This is a genomic window from Actinoalloteichus sp. AHMU CJ021, assembly GCF_002895405.1.
Lineage (GTDB): Bacteria > Actinomycetota > Actinomycetes > Mycobacteriales > Pseudonocardiaceae > Actinoalloteichus_B > Actinoalloteichus_B caeruleus.
Map to the genome: position 1 here is coordinate 6244499 of NZ_CP025990.1, position 25118 is coordinate 6269616.

Here is a 25118-nt window from a genome sequence, read left to right on the forward strand (position 1 = left end):
ACATCAGTCGCTCCCCCCCGGCCGGTCGGCCTCCTCGGGCCGCATGGCCATCCGGACCAGGTCGGCCACGTCCATCGTCCTGATCGCGTCGGTCTGGTCGTCCCCGCCGGTCGGTTCCGGTGCGCGCTCGTCGCGCAGCCGCAGCAGCGCGTCCAACAGGCCCGCTTCTCGGATCCGCCGGACGGGCAGGGAGGTCAGGATGGCCCGTACCTCGTCGTCGTCCGGGGCCCCCGCCGGGTCGACCGGGTCGACCGGGTCGTCCGGTCCGCCGGTGTCGAACAGCTCGTCCAGCAGTCGGGCGGCGAGCTCCTCGGGCGATGGCTCGTCGAAGATGACGGTGGCCTCAAGCCTCAGACCGGTCGCCGCGGTGAGCCGGTCGCGGAACTCGACCGCCATGACCGAGTCGAAACCCAACTCGCGGAACGCCCGGTCCGCCCCGACGGCGGCGGCGTCCGGGTGGCCGAGCACCACCGCGGCCTCCGCACGGACCACGTCGAGCAGGATTCGGGTGCGCTCGGCCGTGCCCGCGGCGGTCAGCCGGTCCCGCAGTGCTGCTCCGCCGACGCTGGTCGTCTCGGGGTGCTGCTCGTCGCCGGTGGTGGTGGGCTCGACGATCTCGGCGAGCAGGGGGCGGGATCTGGCGATGGCGAACGCGGGGGCGAACCGGGACCAGTCGACGTCCACCACGGTCAGGGCCGTCTCGTTCCGCGCGACGGCCTGGGCGAGCGCCGCCACGGCGGGTGCGACGGGCATGGCGGGAAGGCCACGCCTGGCGAGGAGCTGCTCGGCGGCTCCCTCGGACATGCCCCCACCGGCCCAGCCGCCCCAGGCGACGGACGTGCCCGGCAGCCCGCGGGTCCGTCGGTCAACGGCGAGCGCGTCGAGGAAGGCGTTCCCCGCCGCGTAGGCGGCCTGCCCGGCGCCGCCCCACACCCCGGCGGCGGAGGAGAACAGCACGAAGGCGTCCGGTGGGGTGTCGGTGAACAGTTCGTCGAGGTGCCGCGCCCCCGCGACCTTCGCGGCGAGGATCCCGGCGATGTCGGAGACGTCGCAGGCCAGCAGGGGGCGCTGTCCGACCACCCCGGCGGCGTGTACCACGGTCGTGATCCGTTCCCCCCGCGCGCGGAGCCCGGTCACCAGGGCGGTGATCGACTCGCGGTCGGCGACGTCGCACGCGGCGACGGTGACCCGCGCGCCGAGGGCGGTCAGTTCCTCGGTCAGCTCCGGGGCGCCGGGGGTGTCCGTGCCCCGCCGGGACAGCAGCACGAGGTGTTCGACGCCTCCCTCGGCGAGCGTTCGGGCGACATGGGCGCCGAGCGCGCCAACGCCCCCGGTGATCAGCGCTGTTCCCCCGGGCCGCCACGTGTCCGGGCCCCCGGGTTCGGCCGGGGCGCGGACCAGGCGACGCACCCGCGTTCCGGCGGGGCGCACGGCCAGCTGGTCCTCGCCCTGCCCGACCAGGTTGGCCAGGCGCGTGGCGGCGCCCTCGTCGGGCGTGGCGGGGAGGTCGACGAGGCCACCCCACAGCTCGGGGTGTTCCAGGGCCAGCGACATCCCCAGGCCCCAGCTCAGTGCCTGTGTTGGTCGCACGGTGTCGCTCGGGTCGACCGCCGTCGCCCCGGTGGTCACCATCCACACCGGCGGGGTGTGGCCGCCAGCGGCGAGGGCGCGCACCAGCGCCACGGTCGCGGCCAGGCCGGCGGGGACGACGGGGTGGACGTCGTCCGGCTCCTCGTCGAGGGCGAGCAACGAGACGATCCCGGCGACCGGTGCGGTCAGGTGGCCGTCGAGGTCGCCGGCGGCGATGGTCACCGCGTCCGCGCCCCTGGCGGTCAGCGCCTCCTCGAGCGTGGCCAGCAGCCCCGTGTCCACTCCGGTGGGTGGGACGACGACCAGCCAGGTGCCGGTGAGAGCGGTGGTGTCCTCGGTGAACGGACGCCACGCCACTCGGTACCGCCAGTCGTCGGCCCTCAACAGGTCGCGTCGCCTGCGGCGCCAGGCGGAGAGCGACGGGAGCGCGGCCCTGAGTGGCTGGTCCTCGTCGAGCCCTGGGATGTCGGACAGGTCGGCCCGCTCGAGGGCGTCCCAGAACGCCGCGTCCTCCGCCGGCTCGGCCGCCTGCCGGTTGACGGGCGCACTGCTCGTCTCCGGCCAGTACAGCTCGGGTTCGAACGGGTAGGGCGGCAGTTCGACACGGGTCCCGCCCGCTCCGGCGTAGTACGCGGGCCAGTCGACGGTCGTGCCCCGCACCCACAGTTCCGCCAGGGCCGCCACGAGGGTTTCCGGTTCAGCTCGTTCCCTGCGCGACACCGGGACGAAGGTGGCCCCCTGGTTCGTGACGCAGTCGCTGGCGAGTGCGGTGAGCGCGCCGTCCGGGCCGAGTCCCAGGAACACCTCGGCGCCGCGGGAGTGCAGGGTGGTGACGGCGTCGGCGAACCGCACCGGCCGCCGGACCTGCCGCACCCAGTACTCGGGGTCGGCGAGTTCGTGCGCGTCGGCGAGCTCGCCGGTCACGGTGGAGACGATCGGGATGGTCGGTGGTAGGAACGACAGTCCCGCGATCGCGGCACGGAACTCGTCGAGCATCGGGTCCACGAGAGGCGAGTGGAACGCGCGGTCGACGGACAACCGCTTCGTCCGCAGTCCCTCGGCGGCGAATGCCTCCGCCAGGCGCAGGACCTCGGCTTCGTCACCGGAGATCACGACCGACCGTGGGCCGTTCACGGCGGCGAGCGTGACCCGCCCTCCCAACCTGGGCGTCACCTCCTCCTCGGGTGCCCGCACCGAGACCATCGCGCCCCCGGGGGGCAGGGCCGCCATCAGGATTCCCCGCGCGCCGACCAGCCGGGCCGCGTCCGGCAGCGTCAGCACACCGGCGACGTGCGCGGCTGCGAGTTCGCCGACGGAGTGACCGGCCAGGAAGTCCGGGGTGACCCCCCAGGACTCGAGGAGGCGGTAGAGCGCCACTTCCAGCGCGAACAGGCCCGCCTGGGTGTAGTCGGTGCGGTCGAGCAGGTCGCCCTCGCCGAGCACCACCTCCCGCAGGGGACCGGGCAGCCACTGGTCGACTTCGGCGCACACGAGGTCGAAGGCCTCGGCGAAGGCCGGGAAGGTGTCGTACAGGTCTCGACCCATGCCCGGGCGCTGCGATCCCTGGCCGGAGAACAGGAAGGCCGTCGCCCGGTCGCCGGTGACCCCCCTGATCGTTCCCGTCGAGTGGAGGTCGATGGGGCGGGTCGGGTCGAGGACGACGGCGCGGTGCTCGAACGCCGTGCGCCCGGCGAGCGTGTGCCCGACGTCGAGCGGGGTGGGCGTCTCAGCGTGGTGGTGCGCGCGCAGCCGCTCCACCTGCCGGTGGAGGGCGGCGTCACCGCGTGCCGAGAGCACCCACGGGGTGGGGCGTGGAGGGCCGGTGGGGTGGTCCCGGTCCTCGGTTGGCACCCCCTCGAGGATGAGGTGGGCGTTGGTGCCGCTGATCCCGAACGAGGACACCCCCGCCCGGCGGGGCTGGCCGGTCTCGGGCCAGGGTGTCGCCTCCGCCAGCAGCGCCACCGCGCCCGTCGTCCAGTCCACCTCGGAGGAGGGCACCTCGGCGTGCAGTGTCCGGGGCAGCGCACCGTGGCGCAGGGCGAGCACCATCTTCATCACCCCGGCGATCCCCGCCGCGGCCTGGGTGTGGCCGATGTTCGACTTCACCGATCCCAACCACAGCGGCCGGTCCCGGTCGCGCCCGTAGGTCGCCAGCAACGCCTGCGCCTCGATGGGGTCGCCCAACGCCGTTCCGGTGCCGTGCGCCTCCACGGCGTCGACCTCAGGGGCGGTCAGGCCGGCGTTGGCGAGTGCCTGCCGGATCACCCGCTGCTGCGACGGGCCGTTGGGGGCCGTGAGGCCGTTGGAGGCGCCGTCGGAGTTGACGGCGGAGCCCCGCACGACGGCGAGGACCTCGTGCCCGTTGCGCCGCGCGTCGGAGAGACGTTCGAGTACCAGCACGCCGATGCCCTCGGCCCAGCCGGTGCCGTCGGCGGAGTCGGAGAACGCCTTGCAGCGGCCGTCCGAGGCCTGCACCCCCTGCTGGCTGAACCCGACGAACACCCCTGGCGTGGACATGACGGTCACGCCGGCGGCGAGCGCCATCGCGCACTCGCCCTGGCGCAGGGCCTGGCCGGCGAGGTGCAGGGCTACCAGCGAGGAGGAGCAGGCGGTGTCGACGGTGACGGCCGGCCCCTCGAACCCGAAGGTGTAGGACAGCCGTCCGGAGAGCACGCTCGCACCGCTCCCGGTGGCCACGTAGCCCTGGAGGTGCGGCGCGGAGCCCATCATCAGGCCCAGGTAGTCCTGTCCGTTGGTGCCGACGAAGACGCCGGTGCTGCTCCCGCGCGTCGAAGCGGGGTCGATCCCGGCGTTCTCGAACGCCTCCCAGGATGTCTCCAGCAGCAGGCGCTGCTGCGGGTCCATCGCGAGGGCCTCGCGGGGGGAGATCCCGAAGAAGCCCGGGTCGAAGTTCCCCACGTCGTCGAGGAACCCGCCGGCGCTGACCCGCACCTCGGGGGGCACGTCGGCGAAGATCGCGTCGATGTCCCACCCCCGGTCGGTGGGCAGGCCGGTGATGGCGTCGGTACCGGCCATCAGCAGGTCCCAGAACTGCCGGGGTGATCGGACCCCACCCGGGAAGCGGCAGCTCATGCCGACGATGGCGAGGGGTTCGTCGGTGGCGGACGCGACGGGGGCCGCTTCGGGTGTGACGGCGCCGCCACCGAGCTCCCGCCCCAGGTGGCGGGCCAGTTCCTCGGGTGTCGGGTAGTCGAAGACCAGGGTGGCGGGCAGGCGCAGCCCGGTGCTCGCGCCGAGGAGGTTGCGCAGCTCCACCGCGGTGAGCGAGTCGAAGCCGAGGTCGCGGAAGGCGCGACCGGTGGGTACCCGCTCGGCCGACTGGTGCCCGAGCACGGCGGCCGCGGTCGTCCTGACGAGGTCCAGCAGGAGCTTCTCCCGCTCGGCCGGGGACGCGCCGGCCACGGTGTCGGCCGAAGTCGCGAGCGGCCCAGCTCCGGGTTCGTTCTCGGCGAGGGCCCGGACCTCCGGCAGGTCCGCGATGGCACCACCACGCCCGGAGAGCAGGAGGCCAGGGCCGAACCTTGACCAGTCGAGGTCGGCGAGGACGAGGTTCGCGCCGCTCTCCTCGACGGCCGCGTGCATCGCGGCGACGGCGAGGTCCGGGGGCATGGCGATCGTGCCGCCACGACGCATGCGGGCGGTGACCTCCGGGGTGCTGGCGAGTCCGGCGCCGTCCCACATGCCCCAGGCGATCGAGGTGGCGGGCAGGCCTTGGGCGTGTCGTCGGGTGGCGAGCGCGTCGAGCGCCGCGTTCGCGGCCGCGTAGTTGCCCTGGCCGGCGTTGCCCAGGGTGCCCGCGAGCGAGGAGAAGAGCACGAAGGCGGCCAGGTCGAGGTGCCGGGTCGCCTCGTGGAGCGCGACGGCCGCGTCGACCTTCGGTCGGAACACGTCCGCGAGCCTCGCTGGTTCCATCGCGTCGAGCACGCCGTCGGCGAGCACTCCGGCGGTGTGCACCACCGCGGTGAGCGGGTGGTCCCGGGGGATGTCGGCGAGTACCTCGTCCAGGGCGGCCCTGTCGGCCGCGTCGCAGGCGGCGAAGGTGACGGTGGTCCCCCGCTCGGCCAGTTCCTCGGCGAGGTCCTCGGCGCCGTCCGCGTTCGGGCCGCTGCGGCTGAGCAGGACCAGGTGGTCCGCCCCGCTCTCGGCGAGCCAGCGTGCTACGTGACCGCCGAGCGCTCCCGTGCCGCCCGTGACCAGCACGGTTCCGGTGGGCCTCCAGGTCCGGTGCCGGTTCCCGCCGGCACCGCGCACGAGACGGCGGGTGAGGGCACCGGCCGGGCGGACAGCGAACTCGTCGTCGGTTCCGCCGCCGGCGAGCAGCGACCGCAGCTGGGAGACCGCGCGGTCGTCGGGTGCGGTGGGCAGGTCGATGAGGCCACCCCATCGTTCGGGATGTTCGAGGCCCACCACCCGGCCCAACCCCCACACCGCCGCCTGCACCGGGCTGACCGCCGCCCCCTCGGAACCGCCCACGGCCACCGCGCCAGCCGTGACCACCCACAACGGCGCGACCACGCCCGCGTCCCCCAGGGCCTGCGCCAACGCCACGGTGCCGACCAACCCCACCGACACGCCGGATCCCGCCGAGGCCGGCGCCTCCTCCAAGGCCAACAGCGACACCACCCCGGCCACGTCGTCCGCCCCGACGCGCTCGGCGACCGCCGCCGCCAACGCGGCCCGGTCCGTGCCCTCCTCCTCGACCGCCAAGGTCACCGCGTCCGGCACCGCGGCCAGCGTCGCCACCACCACCGGGTCCCGTGTCCTACCGGCGGGCACGACGACCAGCAGCGGCCCGCCAACCCGACCTCCGCTCGTGGGCACCACCGGCTTCCACGTCACCCGGTACCGCCAGGAATCCACCACCGACCGCTGGCGGCGACCCCGTCGCCAGGCGGCCAAGGCGGGTAGTACCGCGTCCAGCGCCGCCTCGGTCCCGGCCTCGAGATCCAGGGCACCGACCAGGGCGGCGCTGTCGGCACGATCGACGGCCTCCCAGAACTCGGTGTCCTCCGGGGCGGTGGGCCCGGTCAATGCCGGGGTGTCGGGCCAGAAGCGTTGGGGTTGGAAGGCGTAGGTGGGCAGGTCGGTCCTGCCACCCCCGGAGAACACCGCCGACCAGTCCACCCGCACCCCGCACACATGCGCCCGAGCCACCGACCGGAGGAACCGGGACGCCTCCTCCTCCCCCCGCCGCACCGTCTCCACCACGACAACCCCGTCGTGCTCCTGCACACCCATCGCCAACACCGGATGCGGACTGACCTCCACGAACACCCCATGCCCATCCACCACCGACGCCCGCACCGCCGCCGAGAACTCCACCGTGGAACGCAGGTTCCGGAACCAGTACCGGCCATCCAACCCCACCGTGTCGAACACACCCCCCGTCACCGTCGAGTAGAACGGCACCCGCGAGGACTCCGGCCGCACCCCGGCCAACACCTCCACCAACTCCGACTCCAACTGGTCCACCTGCGCCGAATGCGAGGCGTAGTCCACCGCCACCCGACGCGCCCGCACCCCCTCACGCTCACGGCGGGCCAACCACTCCTCCACCGCCTCGGCCGCCCCCGAGACCACCACCGACTCCGGCCCGTTGACCGCCGCCACCGACAGTCCCGGCCCCAACCGGGAAGCGACCTCCTCCACCGGCAACGGCACCGAGACCATGCCCCCGGCACCGGCCAACGCCCGCAACGCCCTGCTGCGCAACGCCACCACCCGGGCCCCGTCCGACAGCGACAACGCCCCGGCCACGACCGCCGCGGCGATCTCACCCTGGGAGTGCCCGATCACCGCGACCGGGTGCACACCGACCGCCCGCCACACCTCGGCCAGCGACACCATCACCGCCCACAGCACCGGTTGCACGACCTCGACCCGGGCCAGGGCGTCCTCGTCGTCGAGGACCTCGAACAGGTCGAAGTCGGTGAAGGGCGCCAGTGCCTCGGCGCACCGGTTCATCGAGTCGGCGAACACCGGGGAGCTGGTGAGCAGTCCCCGGCCCATCCCGACCCACTGGGCGCCCTGCCCGGGGAACACGAACACCGGCCGGACCGGCGAACCCGCCACACCCGACACGAGGCTCGGTGCCACGCCGCCCTCGGAGAGCGCCGACAGGCCGGCCAGCAACTCGGCGCGGTCGGCGGCGACCACGGCGGCACGGTGTTCCAGCACGGCGCGGGTGGTGCTGAGGGAGCGTCCCACGTCGACCGGGTCGAGCGCGGGGTGCCGGTCCAGGAAGGACCGCAGTCGGCCGGCCTGGTGGCGCAGGGCCCGTTCGGACCTGGCCGACACCACCCACGCCACGGCGGTGCCCGACACGGCGGGTGTCCTCGTGCTGACGGGGGCGGGCCGGTCGGGAGCCTGTTCCAGCACCACGTGCGCGTTGGTGCCGCTGATGCCGAACGAGGACACCCCGGCCCGGCGCGGGTGGCCGCGCTCGGGCCAGTCGAGGCGTTCGGTCAGCAGTGACACCGCGCCGCTGTCCCACTCGACCTTCGCGGTGGGCTCCTCGACGTGGAGCGTTCGTGGCAGCACACCGTGCCGCAGGGCCATGACCATCTTGATCACACCGGCGATCCCGGACGCGGCCTGCGTGTGCCCGATGTTCGACTTGATCGAGCCGAGCAGCAGCGGCTGGTCGGGGTCCCGGTCCTGGCCGTACGTGGCGAGCAGTGCCTGCGCCTCGATCGGGTCCCCGAGCACGGTTCCGGTGCCGTGCGCCTCCACGGCGTCCACGTCGGACAGGGACAGGCCGGCATCCGCGAGTGCCTGCCAGATCACCCGCTGCTGGGCGGGCCCGTTCGGCGCGGTGAGCCCGTTGGAGGCGCCGTCGGAGTTGATGGCCGACCCTCGGACGAGGGCGAGCACCTGGTGGCCGTTGCGCAGGGCGTCCGAGAGCCGTTCGACCATCACCAGTCCGACGCCTTCGGAGAACCCGGTGCCGTCGGCGGAGGCGGCGAAGGACTTGCAGCGCCCGTCCGAGGCCAACAGCCCCTGCTGTTGGCTGAACCCGGCGAACATGCCCGGTGTCGCCATCACGGTCACCCCGCCGGCGAGTGCCAGCGCGCAGTCGCCGCGTCGGAGCGCCCGTGCCGCGAGGTGCAGTGCCACGAGCGACGACGAGCAGGCCGTGTCCACGGTCAACGTCGGGCCCTCGAGCCCGAAGGTGTAGGCGATGCGGCCGGACACGACCGCCGCGGCGCCACCGGTGCCGAAGTAGCCTTCGAGCCCGGCGTCGGAGCCCATCAACAACGCCGGGTAATCCTGTCCGTTGGTGCCGACGAACACACCGGTCCTGCTGCCGCGCAGGGAGTCGGGGTCGATGCCGGCGTGTTCGAACGTCTCCCAGGCTGTCTCCAGCAGCAACCTCTGCTGCGGGTCGGTGGCGAGGGCCTCGCGGGGGGAGATCCCGAAGAACTCGGCGTCGAAGTCGGCCGCGTCGTGCAGGAACCCCCCCTCGGCCCGGTAGCTTCCCTCGGCGAGCCCCGGCCCGAAGATCCGGTCGAGGTCCCACCCCCGGTCGGACGGGAACGCGGCGATCGCGTCGGTACCCGTGTCGACCAGCCCCCACAGCTCGTCGGCCGATCGCACGCCACCGGGGAACCGGCAGCCGACGCCGACCACGGCGATCGGCTCGTGGTCCCGTGCCTCCAGCTCTCGGACCCGCCCCTGCGCCGCGTCGAGCTCGGTACTGACCTTCTTGAGGAAGTACCGGAGCTTGTCCTCGTTCGACATGTTCAACGCCCTATCTCGTCACGGGTCTTGGTGTCACGTGGTCGGCTGGTCAGGAGATGCCGAACTTCCTGCCGAGGAGCTGGAACATCTCCTCGTCGGAGGCGGACTCGATCCGCTCGCTGACCTGGTCGGTCTCGTCGTGCTCTTCGGACAGCGCCGCGATCAGCGCCCGCATCCGGTGCACCACCCGGGCCCGGCCGGGTCCCTCGGGAGCCGCCGAGACCATCGCGGCCTCGATCCGGTCAAGGCCCTCCAGCGCGGCAGCGGTGGCGGCGTCGCCGTCGCGGGTGATCCGCTCGCGGAGGAACTCGGCGAGCCGTTCGGCGTGCGGGTAGTCGAAGGCCATGGTCACCGGCAGTTTCAGGCCGGTCCTGCCACCGAGGCGGTTGCGGAGTTCCACCGCGGTGACCGAGTCAAGCCCCATCTCCTGGAACGCCCGTTTCACCACGACCGCTTCCGGTCCGGTGAACCCGAGCACGGCGGCGACCTGTTCGCGCACCACCTCCAGCAGCAGCGAGTGTTGCTCGGTCTCGGACAACCCCGCGAGGGTCTGCGCGAGCTCGACGGGTTCCCGCCCGCCCGGACCGGCCGGTCCGACGCCGGCGAGGGCGATCCGCCGCACGTCCGGGAGGTCACCGAGCAACGGGCTGTTCCGCGTCGCGGTGAACGCGACGAAGAACCGCTCCCAGTCGATGTCGGCGACCAGCACGCAGGTTTCGTCGTGTTCGACGGCCTGGTGGAGGGCGGCGGTCGCCAGCTCCGGTTCCATCGCCCGGAGCCCATGCCGGTTGAGGGTCTCCCCGAACGGTCCGTCGGCGAGGCCTCCCCCGCCCCAGGCGCCCCAGGCGATGGCGGTGGCCGGGAGCCCGTGCGCGCGTCGGTGCAGCGCGAGCGCGTCGAGGTAGGCGTTGCCGGGGGCGTAGTTGCCCTGCCCCGGGGTACCGACGATGCCACCGAAGGACGAGAACAGCACGAACGCGTCGAGGTCGACGTCCCTGGTCAGCTCGTGCAGGTTCCAGGCGGCGGTGGCCTTGGCGTGGAGCGCTCGGCCGAGCTGGGCCGGGTCGAGGGAGTCGATCAGGCCGTCGTCGAGAGCGGCGGCCGTGTGCACGACGGCGGTCAGCGGCTGGTCCTCGGGGATCTCGGCGAGCAGCGCGGCGAGCGCGTCCCGGTCGCCGACGTCGCAGGCGGCGATGGTGGCCTCGGCACCGAGTTCATGGAGTTCGGCGCGGAGCCCGTCGGCCCCGGGAGCGTCGGGGCCCCGCCTGCTCGCCAGCAGGATGTGCGGTGCGCCGGCGCGGGCCAGCCAGCGCGCGACCTGCCCGCCCAGGGCTCCGGTGCCGCCGGTGACGAGCACGGTGCCGGCCGGGCGCCACTCGCGGCGCCCGGGGGCCGTTCCGAGCGGACGCCTGACGAGCCGGCGGACGAACACGCCGGACTGGCGGACGGCGAGCTGGTCCTCGTCACCAGCTCCGCTCAGCGCCACCGCGAGCAGGGTGGTCGTCCGGTCGTCGAGGGCCTGGGGGAGGTCGATGAGGCCGCCCCATCGGTCGGGGTGTTCCAGGGCAGCCACGCGGCCAAGGCCCCAGGTGGTGGCCTGGGCCGGGTTGGTGAGGAGTTCGGTGTCCCCGACCGCGACGGCCCCGCGCGTGACGCACCACAGTGGTGCGTCGACCCCGGCCGGCCCGAGCGCGCCCAGCAGTGCGACGGTGCCGGCGAAGCCCCGGGGGACCGCGGGGTGTTCCGGGTGTGGTGCGTCGTGGAGGGCGAGCAGTGACAGGACGCCGGCGAATTCCTCGGGAGCCGCGCCGTCGCCCGCGTTCCGCGCCGCGTCGATGCGGTCGGCCAGGCGTTCGCGTTCCAGGTCCCCGTCACCGACGACGAGCGGGACCACGCGGGCACCGGCGCCGGTGAGCGCGGCCGCGCAGCCGGTGACCACGGCGTGCTCCGACACCGTGTCGGGGATGACCAGCAGCCACGTGCCGCCCAGGGGCGCGGCGGCGGGTGCGGTGCTCGCCCGCCAGGTGACCTCGTAGCGGAGTTCGTCCACGGCGGACTGCTGGTGGGCACGGCCGCGCCAGGACGCGAGCAGGGGCAGCACCCTGGCGAGTGCCTCGGCGTTGTCCTCGTCGGCGCCCAGGACGCCGGCGAGCGCGCCGGGGTCTCCCTCGTCGACGGCCGCCCAGAAACGGGTGTCCGCCTCGGCCTGTTCGGTCGGGGCGACCGCCGGGACCACGGCCGGGGTCTCGTCGGTGATCCAGAACCTGCGCCGCTGGAAGGCGTAGGTGGGCAGGTCGGTCCTGCCACCCCCGGAGAACACCGCCGACCAGTCCACCCGCACCCCGCACACATGCGCCCGAGCCACCGACCGGAGGAACCGGGACGCCTCCTCCTCCCCCCGCCGCACCGTCTCCACCACGACAACCCCGTCGTGCTCCTGCACACCCATCGCCAACACCGGATGCGGACTGACCTCCACGAACACCCCATGCCCATCCACCACCGACGCCCGCACCGCCGCCGAGAACTCCACCGTGGAACGCAGGTTCCGGAACCAGTACCGGCCATCCAACCCCACCGTGTCGAACACACCCCCCGTCACCGTCGAGTAGAACGGCACCCGCGAGGACACCGGCCGCACCCCGGCCAACACCTCCACCAACTCCGACTCCAACTGGTCCACCTGCGCCGAATGCGAGGCGTAGTCCACCGCCACCCGACGCGCCCGCACCCCCTCACGCTCACGGCGGGCCAACCACTCCTCCACCGCCTCGGCCGCCCCCGAGACCACCACCGACTCCGGCCCGTTGACCGCCGCCACCGACAGTCCCGGCCCCAACCGGGAAGCGACCTCCTCCACCGGCAACGGCACCGAGACCATGCCCCCGGCACCGGCCAACGCCCGCAACGCCCTGCTGCGCAACGCCACCACCCGGGCCCCGTCCGACAACGACAACGCCCCGGCCACGACCGCCGCGGCGATCTCACCCTGGGAGTGCCCGATCACCGCGACCGGGTGCACACCGACCGCCCGCCACACCTCGGCCAGCGACACCATCACCGCCCACAGCACCGGTTGCACGACCTCGACCCGGGCCAGGGCGTCCTCGTCGTCGAGGACCTCGAACAGGTCGAAGTCGGTGAAGGGCGCCAGTGCCTCGGCGCACCGGTTCATCGAGTCGGCGAACACCGGGGAGCTGGTGAGCAGTCCCCGGCCCATCCCGACCCACTGGGCGCCCTGCCCGGGGAACACGAACACCGGCCGGACCGGCGAACCCGCCACACCCGACACGATGTCCGCGGAGTCCTGCCCGCTCGTGAGGGTGACGAGCAGTTCGTCCAGCCGGGGGACGCCGTCCGCGAGGAGCACGGCCCGGTCGCTGAAGGACGTCCGGTGGGCGAGGGAGTGCGCGAGGTCGACGAGCCTGACGTCAGGGTGTGCCGACACGTGCGCGCGCAGGCGTGCGCTCTGCGCTCGCAGTGCCTCGGCCGAGGCGCCCGACACCGGTACGGGCACCAGCGGGCAGGACAGGGCGACCGGCCGCGTCTCCGCCCCTTCGGCGTGGGGCTCGTCCTCCGGGGCCTGTTCGACCAGGACGTGCGCGTTGGTGCCGCTCACCCCGAACGAGGACACCCCGCCCCGGCGGGGACGACCGGTCTCCGGCCACGGTGCTGGTCGCGTGACCAGGGCCATCGCTCCCGAGTTCCAGTCCACGTACTCGGAGGGGTTCTCCACGTGCAGCGTCGGTGGGAGCGTGGCGTGCCGGATCGCCATCACGAGTTTGATCAGCCCGGCCATTCCCGCCGCGGACTGGGTGTGGCCGATGTTCGACTTCACCGAGCCCAGCCACAGCGGCCGCTCACGTCCCTGCCCGTAGGCGGCCATGAGCGCCTGGGCCTCGATCGGGTCGCCCAGGACGGTGCCCGTGCCGTGTGCCTCGACGAGGTCGACCTGGGTGGGGGACAGCCGGGCGTTGGCCAGGGCGTCCCGGATGACCTGCTGCTGCGCGGGCCCGTTGGGGGCGGTGAGCCCGTTGGACGCGCCGTCCTGGTTGATCGCCGAGCCCCGGATCACCGCCAGCACGGGGTGGCCGTTGCGCCGCGCGTCGGACAGCCGTTCGACGAGCAGGACACCAAGTCCCTCGCCCCAGCCGGTTCCGTCGGCGTCCGAGGAGAACGCCTTGCAGCGGCCGCTGCTGGACAGGCCGCCCTGCCTGCTGAACTCGGTGAACGCTCCGGGGCTCGACATCAGCGTCGCGGCGCCGACCAGTGCGAGTGAGCACTCGTCCCTGCGCAGCGACTGGCAGGCCAGGTGCAGCGCGACGAGCGACGAGGAGCACGCCGTGTCGATCGTGATCGCGGGCCCGTTCAGCCCGAAGGTGTAGGCGATGCGGCCCGAGGTGACGCTGGGGGTGGTGCCCGTGCCGATGTAGATCTCGGTCCCCTCCGGCGGGTACATGCTGGAGCCGTACCCCTCGGCGGAGGTTCCGACGAAGACACCCGTGCGTGATCCGCGCAGGGTGGTCATGTCGATCCCGGCCCGTTCGACAGCTTCCCAGGAGGCTTCCAGCAGCAGCCGCTGTTGCGGGTCCATCGCCAGTGCCTCACGCGGGGAGATCCCGAAGAACTCCGGGTCGAACAGCGGCATGTCGTGGACGAAACCCCCTTCCAACGCGTACCCCCGCGACGGTTCCTCCTCCCGGCGGACGAAGAGGCCGTCGAGGGTCCAGTTGCGGTCGGTGGGGAACGGGGACAGGGCGTCGACCCCGGCCACCACCAGCTCCCACAACTGCTCGGGGGTGCTGACCCCGCCGGGGAACCGGCAGCTCATCGCGGTGATCGCGATCGGCTCCCTCGCCCGTTCCTCGGCGGCGCGCTGCCGGTCCCGGGTCTCCTGGAGCTCCTCCGTCGCCCGCCTGAGGAAGTAGCGCAGCTTCTCGTCCTGAACCATGGCGTTCCCACTTCCGTTCGCTCGCATCCGCTGGTTCACGAGATGCCGAACTCCTTGCCGAGCAGTTCGAAGATCTCGTCGTCGGTGGCCTCGTCCAGGTCCGCCGCGGGGGCGGAGCCCTCGGCTGGCCCTCGGTCCTCCCCCCACCTGGCCAGCACGTCGTGCAACCGCAGGGTGATCCTCGTGCGCTCACCGTGGTCGGTGCCGATGTCGGCGAGCAGGGCCTCGAGCCGGTCGATCTCGGCGAACACCGGCGACACGGTGTCCGCCGCCTCCTCGGGCACGATCTCCGCGCGCAGGTAGGCGGCCAGCTGGGCCGGCGTCGGGTAGTCGAACACGGTGGTCGGCGGCAGCCTCAGGCCGGTGGCGGTGTTCAACCGGTTGCGCAGGTCCACCGCGATGAGCGAGTCGAACCCGAGCGTCTTGAACGACTCGTCCGGTCCGACCGCCTCGGCGGAGGAGTGCCCGAGGACCGACGCGGCGAGGGTGCGCACCATCTCCAGCACGACGCGGTCGCGTTCCTGCTCGGAGAGGCCGGCCAGCGTGTGCGCGAGTGCCCCGGAGGACGGGACGGCTCCCCCCTCGGCGGCCCGGGGCACCGGTACCCGCACGAGCCTGCGCATCAGCGGCGGCACCCCGCCCGCCGCAGCCTGCGAGCGGAGCGCGCCGAAGTCCAGCCGCATCGGCAGCAGCACGGGTTCGTCGAGCGCGGCGGCGAGGTCGAACAGCGCGATGCCCTGCTCGTGCGACAGGCCGATGACCCCGGTCCCACTCATGCGCCGGACGTCGGTGTCGCTGAGGTGCTCGGTCATGCCGCCGAGCTCCTCCCAGAAACCCCAGGCCAGCGAGGTCGCCGCGAGGTTGTTGGCGTCGCGGTGTTGGGCGAGCGCGTCGAGGAACGCGTTCGCGGCCGCGTAACCCGCCTGACCGGAACTGCCGAAGGTGGCCGCAGCGGAGGAGAACAGGACGAAGGCGGCCAACGGCAGGTTCTTGGTCAGCTCGTGCAGGTGCGCCGCGGCGTCGAGCTTCGGCCGCATCACCCGCTCCACCCGTTCGGGGGTCAGCGAGCTCAGCATGCCGTCGTCGAGCACGCCGGCGGCGTGCACCACCGCGGTCAGCGGGTGCTCGGCCGGGATCGCGGCGACCGCCGCCGCGAGGTCATCGTGGACCGAGGCGTCGCAGGCCACGATGGTGGTGGTGGCCCCCAGCCGCGCCAGTTCGGCGGCGAGGTCGTCCGTTCCGGGCGCGTCGGGGCCCTGCCTGCTGAGCAGCAGCAGGTGGCGCACACCGTGCCGCTCCGCGAGGTGCCGCGCGAACAGCCGACCCAGCATTCCCGTGCCCCCGGTGATCAGGACCGTGCCGTCCGGGTCGAGGCCACGATCGGACGGGGCCTCCGAGGGGGGTGGGGTGCCGGTGATCCGTGGTGCGAGCACGAGTCCTCCTCGGACCGCGAGCTGCGGTTCCACCGACTGGATCGCGGCCGGGACGACCGCCCAGGACGCCTCGGTGTCATCCACGTCGAGGAGGGTGAACCGGCCCGGTTCCTCGGACTGGGCGGCGCGGAGGAGCCCCCAGAGGGGGGCGGCGGCGAGGTCCTGGACGTCCTCCGCCCGCCGTGTCGCCAGGGCGCCGCTGGTCAGGACGACGAGCCGCGTAGTGGAGAACCGCTCGTCGGCGACCCATTCCCGCAGCAGGTCGAGTGCCTGGCCGACGAGCCGGTGCGCCGTCGTTGTCACGTCGACACCGGAACCGCCGAACGCGGCGATCACGACGTCGGGGGCGGGCGTGCCCCCGTCCAAGGCTGAGGCGAGGGTGGCCAGGTCCGGGTAGCCGTCCACTCGTACCCCGCCGACCCGCGTCCCCGTCGTGTCGAGCAGGTGCGGGTCCGCTCCGAGCACCGTCCACCGTTGGCCGGGCACGGCCTCGGCCGACACCGCGACCCCGGTCCACTCCAGTTGGAACAGTGACTCGCGTTGGCCGTTGCCCGCCGCCCTGAGCTGCTCCGGTTCCACTGGGCGCAGCACCAGGGAGTCGACGGTGGCCACCGGGGCACCGGTCGTGTCGGCGATGCGGAACGCGACGCCGTTCGGGCCGGAGGGGGTGAGGCGCACCCGCAGTTCGGTCGCGCCGAGCGCGTGCAACGTCACCCCCCGCCACGCGAAGGGCATGCGGGGTTTGCCGTCGTCGTCCCCGGTGGCCCGTCCGGCGCGGAACTCGTCCAGCCCGGTGGCCTGGAGCGCTGAGTCGAACAGGGCCGGGTGCAGGCCGAAGTCGGCGACGTCGGCCCGCCCGTCCTCGGGGAGGGCGACCTCCGCGAACACCTCGTCGCCGCGTACCCACGCGGCGCGCAGGCCCCGGAACAGCGGTCCGTAGTCGTAGCCGAGCTTCTCCGCGTTGTCGTAGGCGTCGTCGATCTCGATGCTCCGCGCTCCCGGCGGTGGCCAGGCGGTGAGCTCGCCGCCTCCGGCGGGCTCGGTCGACTGCTGGACGCGGAGCACGCCACTGGCGTGCCGCAGCCACGCCTGCTCGTACTCGGCGTCGGCCGAACGCGAGTGGACGGTGAAGGTGCGCCGCCCGGTCTCGTCCTGTGCGTCGACGGCGAGCTGGATCTGGGCGGCCCCACGTTCGGAGAGGGTCAGCGGCGCCTCGAGGGTCAACTCCTCCAGCACGTCGCAGCCGAGCTGGCGGCCCGCCCGCAACGCCATCTCCACGAAGCCCGTTCCGGGTACGAGGACGGTTCCGAGCACGCCGTGCTGGGCGAGCCAGGGATGGGTGCGTCGCGCGAGTCGGCCGGTGAACAGGAAACCGTCGCTGTCGGCGAGTGGGACGCCGGCGGCCAGCATCGGGTGTTCGGTGGCGCCGAGCCCGATACCGGCCATGTCGCCGGTGGAGGTGGTGGGGATCGGCAGCCAGTACCGCTGGTTCTGGAACGCGTAGGTGGGCAGGTCGACGGGTCGCGCGTCGTGCTCGGTGAACGTGGTGCCCCAGTCGACGGCCACTCCGTGGGCGTGGGCGGTCGCGAGGGACGTCAGGAACCGGCGGAGACCGCCGTCCCCCCGCCGCAGCGTGCCGGTCACCACCGCGTCGGCGCCGGCGTCGACGATGGTCTGCTCGGTGGGCATGGTCATCACCGGGTGGGGGCTGATCTCGACGAACACCCGGTGTCCCTGCTCCAGCAACGCCCGCGTGGCCTGCTCGTAGCGCACCGGCTCGCGGGTGTTGTCGAACCAGTAGTCCGTATCGAGTGCCTCGGTGCCGACGAACCGCCCGCTGGTGGTGGAGAAGAACGGGATGTCGCCGGCGGTGGGGCGCACCTGTCCCAGTTCGTCCAGCAGCTCCGCGCGCAGCTCGTCCACGAAGGCGCAGTGGGTGGGAGCGTCGGCGACGTGCCGTGCGCGGATGCCCCGCTCCTCGCAGTGGCGCACCAGCTCGTCCAGGGACTCACCGTCGCCGGCGATGGTGAGCAGGGCCGGCCCGTTGAAGCCCGCGATGGCCAGTCGGTCACCCCACTCGGCGAGCAATCCCTCCGCCTCCCCCACCGGCAGGGCGAGCGAGACCAGCCCGCCCCTGCCGACGAGGCGGTTGAGCAGTAGGCGGCTGCGCCGGGCGACCACGCGGGCCGCGTCGTCGAGGCTCAACCCGCCGGCGACGTAGGCAGCGGCGATCTCCCCCTGGCTCGTGCCGACGACGGCACCCGGCTCGACGCCGTGGGCACGCCACAGGGCCGCGAGCGACACCATGGTGGTGAACAGCGCGGGCTGGACCACATCGATGCGTTCCAGCGGCGGGGCGTCCGGCTCGGCCCGCAGCACGGCGAGCACGGACCAGTCCACGTACCGGGCCAGTGCCTCGGCGCAGGCCTCGGCCTGGGCGCGGAAGTGCGGGGACGCCTCCAGCAGGGCCGCGGCCATCTCCCTCCACTGCGAGCCCTGACCGGGGAAGACGAAGACCGGTTCGACCGTCGCCCTGGCGTGGCCGACGACCGTGTTCGTCCCCTGGCCGCCCTCCGCGAGGATGTCCAGGCCGCGCGCCAGGCTCTCCCAGTCCTCAGCGACGACGGCTCCCCGGTGCTCGAAGCGGGTCCGCCTCGTGGCGAGCGAGAACCCGAGGTCGGTGAGGGGGATGTCCCCCAGGGTCCGCAGGTGCTCGCGCAGCCGGTCGGCCTGGGCTCTCAACGCTTCGGCGGTGCGGGCGGACAGCACGAGGGGGACGGGCCCAGCGCCGTCGTGGCGCTGCCGCTCGGAGGTGTCCACCGGGGCCTGTTCGAGTACCACGTGGGCGTTGGTGCCGCTGATGCCGAAGGAGGACACGGCGGCCCGCCTCGGCTGTCCGGTCTCGGGCCACGGTGTCTGGCGGTCCAGCAGCGCGACGGCCCCGGCGGACCAGTCCACCTTGGTGGTGGGCGTCTCGGCGTGCAGGCTCCTCGGCAGCACCCCGTGCCGCAGGGCCAACACCATCTTGATCACACCGGCGACGCCGGCGGCGGCCTGGGCGTGGCCGATGTTCGATTTGATCGAACCGAGGTACACCGGCCGGTCGGCGGACCGGTCCTGCCCGTAGGTGGCGAGCACCGCCTGGGCCTCGATCGGGTCTCCCAGCACCGTCCCGGTCCCGTGCGCCTCCACCGCGTCCACCTGGGAGGGGTTGAGGCCGGCGTCGGCCAGTGCCTCCCGGATGACCCGCTGTTGGGACGGGCCGTTGGGCGCGGTCAGGCCGTTGGAGGCGCCGTCGGAGTTCACGGCGGTGCCTCGGACGACGGCGAGGATCGGGTGCCCGTTCCGCCGGGCGTCGGAGAGCCGCTCGACGAGCAGCATTCCGGCGCCCTCGCTCCACCCGGTGCCGTCCGCCGACTCGGAGAACGACTTGCAGCGGCCGTCGGCGGCGAAACCGCCCTGGCCGGAGAGGCCGGCGAAACCGGTGGGGGTGGCCATGACGAGCACCCCGCCGACCAGGGCGAGCGAGCACTCGCCCTCCCGCAGTGCCCGCGCCGCCAGGTGCAGTGCGACCAGCGACGAGGAGCAGGCGGTGTCGACGGTGAGCGTGGGCCCCTCAAGCCCGAACGTGTAGGCGATGCGTCCGGAGATCACACTCGCCGCGGTGCCGGTGAGGATGTAGCCCTCGTTGCCGTCGGCCGCCTGTTGCAGCAGCCCCGCGTAGTCCAGTCCGCTGGCACCGGCGAACACCCCGGTCCGGGAGCCGCGCAGGGTGGCGGGGTCGATGCCGGCCCGTTCGATCGCCTCCCAGCTCAGTTGGAGCAGGAGCCGCTGCTGCGGGTCCGTCGCGGTGGCCTCCCGAGGTGAGATGCCGAAGAACGCGGGGTCGAAGTCCCCGGGAGCGGCGAGGAAGCCGCCGTTGAGGCCCTCCACGCCCCAGCCGCGTTCGGCGGGTACCTCGTCGATCGCGTCGACCCCGTCGGACACCAGCCGCCACAGGTCCTCGGGGGACAGCACGCCGCCGGGCAGGTGGCAGCCCATGCCGATGATGGCGATCGGTTCGTCGTCCCGGGTCCTGGTCGCGACGGGCGCGGCGAGCACGGGCACGCCGGCCGCCTCGACGACGAGGAACTCCGCCAGCGCCGCCGGTGTCGGGTGGTCGAAGACGAGCGTCGCCGGCAGCCGGAGCCCCGTGGCGCCGTTGAGCCGGTTGCGCAACTCGATCGCGGTCAGGGAGTCGAACCCGAGGTCGGTGAAGGCCTGCTGGGGCTCGATCTCGGCCGGTGACTCGTGACCGAGGACGAACGCCGCCTGGCCTCGGACGAGCTCGAGGACGACGGCGGTGCGGTCCGATGGGTCAAGCCCGGCGAGGCGTTCGCCGAGCGAGGCGGTTCCCGCGACCGGGCGCGCCGGCGCCCGCACGAGTCCGCGCAGCAACGGGGTGACACCTCCGGTCGCCGCGGTCGCCCGCAGCGCCGCCAGGTCGAGCCGGGCGGGCACGACCAACGCCTCGTCCACCGCGTACGCGGCGTCGAACAGCTCGCTGCCCTCCTCGGCGGACATCGCGAGGAGGCCTCCACGGCCGATCCTGTCCACGTGGTGGTCGTGCAGCTGCCCCGCCATCCCGCTGCGTTCCGCCCACATCCCCCAGGCCAGCGAGGTGGCGGGCAGGCCCTGCTGCCTGCGGTGCTGGGCCAGGGAGTCGAGGAAGAAGTTGGCGGCGGCGTAGTTGCCCTGGCCCGGGCCGCCGAAGACGGCGGCCACCGAGGAGAAGAGCACGAAGGCGGACAGGTGGAGATCGCGGGTCAGGTCGTGCAGTGCCAGCGCGCCGTCGACTTTGGGGCGCAGCACCCATTCGACGCGATCAGCGTCCAGCGAGGCGATGACACCGTCGTCGGACACGCTGGCCGCGTGCACCACGGCGGTCAACGGGTGATCAGCGGGGATCCCCGCGAGTACGGAGGCCAGCCGGTCCCGGTCCGACACGTCGCAGGCGCCGAAGGTCACGGTCGCGCCGAGGGCGGACAGTTCCTCCCGCAGTTCCGCCATTCCCTCGGCCCGGGCGCCGCGCCTGCTGACCAGCAGCAGCCGGCGCACGCCGCGCTCCGCGACGAGGTGCCGGGCGAACACCTGGCCCAGGGCGCCGGTGGCACCGGTCATCAGCACCGTGCCGTCCCACCCGAGTTCGGGCAGGTCCTCCGCCGGTTCGTCGCGGACCCTGGCGAGGCGGGGCACCCTGGGGGCGCCGTCGCGGATGGCGAGCTGCGCCTCGCCGGACCCGAGGGCGGCGGGCAGGGCGGCCAGTGACGCGGCCGTGCCGTCGATGTCGACGAGGACCAGCCGTTCCGGGCTCTCCGACTGCGCCGAACGAACCAGGCCCCACACGGTCGACGGCGCGAGATCGGTGATCGGGTCGTCCTGCGCGGTGGCGAGCGCTCCCCTGGTGACGATCACCAGTCGGGACGCGTCGAAGCGCTCCTCGGCGAGGAACTCCTGGACCAGGGCCAGCGCGGCGGTGGCGGCACCGCGGGCCGAGTCGGCGGTGTCCGTCCCCGGTGGCGAGGTGAACACCGCCAGTACGGCGTCCGGGAGTCGCGCGCCGGAGTCGACGGCGGCGGCGAGCGCGGCGAGGTCGGCGTACCGTGCCGCGACGGGCAGGTCGAGGTCGGTGGACCCGATGAGGGCGCGGTGGTCCAGCGCCAGGGTGTCCCCGTCGGTGAGGGCCGGCCAGGTGACGCGGAACAGGGAATCGTGGTGCCGGCCTCGGCCGGCACCCACCGCGTCGGCGGAGACCGCGCGTCGCACGAGGGTCTCGACCGAGGCGACCGGGGCGCCGGTCTCATCGGCGAGCGCGACGGCGACTCCGTCGCCGCCCGCCGGTGACAACCGGACCCGCAGGGTCTGGGCTCCGCCGGCGTGCAGGGTGACACCGTTCCAGGAGAACGGCAGGGGCGAGCCGCCGATCTCGCCGGCGTCGTCGACGTCCTTCATCGCCATGGCGTGCATGGCGGCGTCGAACAGCGCGGGGTGCAGACCGAAGTCCGCGGCCCGCGCCGCGTGCTCCTCGGGCAGGGCGACCTCGGCGAACACGTCGTCGCCGCGCCGCCACACCGCGCGCAGCCCCTGGAACGGCCCGCCGTAGTCGTACCGGAACCGGGCCAGGTCCTCGTAGAAGCCGTCCAGTGGTAGGGCGACCGCGTCGCTGGGGGGCCAGGTCTCGAACACCGACCAGTCGGGGCGCGGCGGCGCGTCCGGGGTGAGCGCACCCGTGGCGTTGCGGGTCCAGGGGGCGTCGGTGGGGTCGTCGTCCTGCCGCGAGTACAGGTTCACCGGCCGGGCCCCGGTGTCGTCGGCCTGACCGACGGCGAGCTGGATCGAGACCCCGCCCCGTTCCGGGATGACCAGCGGCACCTGGAGGGTCAACTCCGCGACGTGCGGGCATCCCACCTGGTCGCCGGCGCGGACCGCCAGTTCGACGAACGCGGTTCCCGGCAGGAGCGCCGACCCGAGGATCCTGTGCTCGGTCAGCCACGGGTGCGTTCGGGCGGAGAGCCGACCGGTGAAGAGCACCCCGTCGCCCTCGGCGAGGCTGACCTCGGCGCCGAGCAGGGGGTGCTCAGCCGGTCCGAGACCGAAGGCGGTGACGTCCCCGGTCCACGCCCCGGTCAGCTCCGGCCAGTACCGCCGGCGTTGGAAGGGGTAGGTGGGCAGGTCCGCCCGTCGGGCGCCGGTGCCCTCGAAGAACCCTTCCCAGTCCACCGGGTGGCCGCTGACGTGCAGTTCGGCCAGCGCCGCGACGACGGCGGCCGGTTCCGGGCGGTCCTTCCGGAGGGTGGGCACGCAGCGGGTCACGTCCGGGGGCAGGCATTCGCGGGCGGCGGCGGTCAGGGTCCCCCCGGGGCCGACCTCGAGGAACGTCGTCGCTCCCTGGTCGTGGAGGGCACGGATCCCGTCGGCGAACCGCACCGGTTCCCGCACCTGCCGGACCCAGTGGTCGATGTCGCCGAACTCGTCGGAGACGACCTGACCGGTCACGGTGGACACGACGGTGGTGGTCGGTTCGGCGAAGGTGATGTCCCGCAGCAGGAGCCGGTACTCGTCGAGCATGGCGTCCATGTGGGCGGAGTGGAAGGCGTGGCTGACCCGCAGTCTCCGAGTCCGGGTCCCCCGGTCCTGGAAGTGCCGTTCGACGGCGGTGACGGCGTCCTCGTCACCGGAGATCACCACGGAGGCGGGTCCGTTGACGGCGGCGATGTCCACCTCCGCCGTGAGCAGCGGGCGGACCTCGGCCTCGGGTGCGCCGATCGACACCATCGCGCCGCCTGCCGGGAGGCGTCCCATCAACCGTCCGCGGGCGGCCACGAGGGCGCAGGCGTCGGGGAGCGACAGCACCCCGGCGACGTGGGCGGCGGTGATCTCGCCGACCGAGTGCCCGGCGAGGAGGTCCGGGGTCACCCCCCACGACTCCAGCAGCCGGTACAGGGCGACTTCCAGCGCGAACAGCCCCACCTGGGTGTGGGCGGTGTCGTCGAGCAGGTCCCCGTCGCCGAACACGATGTCGTCCAGCGGCCGGTCGAGGTGCTGGTCCAGCTCGCCGCGGACCGTGTCGAAGGCCGCGGCGAACGTCGGGTACGTGGCGTGCAGGGCGGCGCCCATGCCCGCCCACTGCGAGCCCTGGCCGGAGAACAGCACCGCGAGCCGGGTGCCCTCGAAGGTCGCGCCGCGTACCACCGCCGGTGCTTCGGCCCCCTGGGCCAGTGCGTGGAGCCCGTTTCGCAGCTCGGTTCCTCCGGTTCCGAGCACGACGGCGCGGTGTTCGAGCGCGGAGCGACCGGTGGCCAGCGAGTACGCGACGTCCAGCGGTCGGGTTCCGTCGGCGGTGGTGGCCAGCAGATCTCGGGCCCGGGCGACGAGTGCCTGTTCGGTCCTGGCCCCGAGCACCCAGGGCAGCACCGGGGTCGACGCGGTGGTCTCGGCGCCGGTCGCCGGTTCCTGGGCCGGGGCCTGCTCGATGATGGTGTGGGCGTTGGTGCCGCTGACCCCGAAGGAGGAGATCCCGGCGCGTCTCGGGGCGCCGGTGTCCGGCCAGGGCACCTGCTCGGTCAGCAGCTCCACCGCCCCGGCCGTCCAGTCCACGTGCGGGGTTGGTTCGTCGATGTGCAGGCTGCGGGGCACCGTGCCGTGGTGGATGGCCAGCACCATCTTCATCACGCCAGCGACGCCGGCCGCCGCCTGGGTGTGCCCGAGGTTGGACTTCACCGAACCCAGCAGCAGCGGCCGCTCCCGGTCCTGCCCGTAGGTGGCGAGCACCGCCTGCGCCTCGATCGGGTCACCGAGGACCGTGCCGGTCCCGTGCGCCTCGACCACGTCCACCTGCCTGGCCGAGAGCCCGGCGTTGGCCAGTGCCTGCCGGATGACCCGTTGCTGGGACGGCCCGTTGGGCGCGGTCAGCCCGTTGGACGCGCCGTCGGAGTTGACGGAGGAACCGCGCAGGACCGCGAGCACGGGGTGCCCGTGGCGCCGGGCGTCCGACAGCCGCTCCAGCAGCAGCAGACCGGCCCCCTCCGACCAGCCGGTTCCGTCGGCGCTGGCGGCGAACGCCTTGCAGCGGCCGTCGAAGGACAGGCCGCCCTGCCTGTCGAACTCGGAGAAGATCCCGGGGGTGGCCATCACGGTCACGCCGCCGGCCAGGGCGAGGGAGCACTCTCGCTGCCGCAGCGCGTGCGCGGCCAGGTGGATCGCGACCAGCGACGACGAGCAGGCCGTGTCGACGGTGACGGCGGGGCCCTCCAGGCCGAAGGTGTACGCGACGCGCCCGGAGATGACGCTGCTGGTGGTTCCGGTGAGCGTGTACCCCTCGACGTCCTCCTGGGCCTGTCGCAGGAGCATCGCGTACTCCTGGCTGCTGGCCCCGGCGAACACCCCGACGCGCTGGCCCCGCAGCGACGTGGGGTCGACACCGGCCCGTTCGAAGGCCTCCCAGGAGGTTTCCAGCAGCAGGCGCTGCTGCGGGTCCATCGCGAGCGCCTCGCGGGGACTCGTCCCGAAGAGGCCCGCGTCGAAGTCCGCCACCCCGTCGAGGAACCCGCCCTGGGCCGGCGGCGGGCCGGCGGCGGCGGTTTCGGCGGTGTTCCCGGTGGGCGGCGGCCCGACCTCCCAGCCTCGGTCGTCGGGGAAGGCCGAGATCGCGTCGGTCCCCCCGGAGACCAGGCGCCACAGGTCCTCCGGCGAGCGGACCCCGCCGGGGTAGCGGCAGCTCATCGACACGATGGCGATCGGCTCGTGCTCGCCGCTCTCGAACTCGCGCAATCGCTGCCGCGCCTGGTGGAGGTCGGCGGTGACGCGCTTGAGGTAGTCGAGGATTCTCTGGTCGTCGGCCATGA

3 protein-coding genes are annotated in these 25118 nt (G+C 73.6%); all 3 read right to left on the reverse strand.

The window, feature by feature from the left end; genetic code table 11:
- Positions 1 to 3: 3 nt before the first annotated feature.
- From C1701_RS25755 to C1701_RS25765, 3 genes are read right to left on the reverse strand one after another with little or no spacing between them, the layout of a single operon-like run.
- A complete protein-coding gene (locus C1701_RS25755) occupies positions 4 to 9357 on the reverse strand; it encodes a type I polyketide synthase (protein WP_443098134.1) in 9354 nt (3117 codons plus the stop codon).
- Between the two features lie 43 nt (positions 9358 to 9400).
- The gene (locus C1701_RS25760) at positions 9401 to 14302 is read right to left on the reverse strand and encodes a type I polyketide synthase (protein WP_103057186.1); all 4902 of its coding nucleotides are present in this window, start codon (positions 14300 to 14302) and stop codon (positions 9401 to 9403) included.
- Between the two features lie 35 nt (positions 14303 to 14337).
- Positions 14338 to 25116 carry a type I polyketide synthase gene (locus C1701_RS25765; RefSeq protein WP_103056810.1) on the reverse strand — a complete coding sequence of 3593 codons (10779 nt, stop codon included), beginning with the start codon at positions 25114 to 25116 and terminating at the stop codon, positions 14338 to 14340.
- Positions 25117 to 25118 lie beyond the last annotated feature (2 nt).

What these genes read in the sequence shown, in the direction of transcription:
- C1701_RS25760 (WP_103057186.1), bottom strand. Translation starts at nt 14,302, where the DNA reads ATGGTTCAGGACGAGAAGCTGCGCTACTTCCTCAGGCGGGCGACGGAG.
- C1701_RS25765 (WP_103056810.1), bottom strand. Translation starts at nt 25,116, where the DNA reads ATGGCCGACGACCAGAGAATCCTCGACTACCTCAAGCGCGTCACCGCC.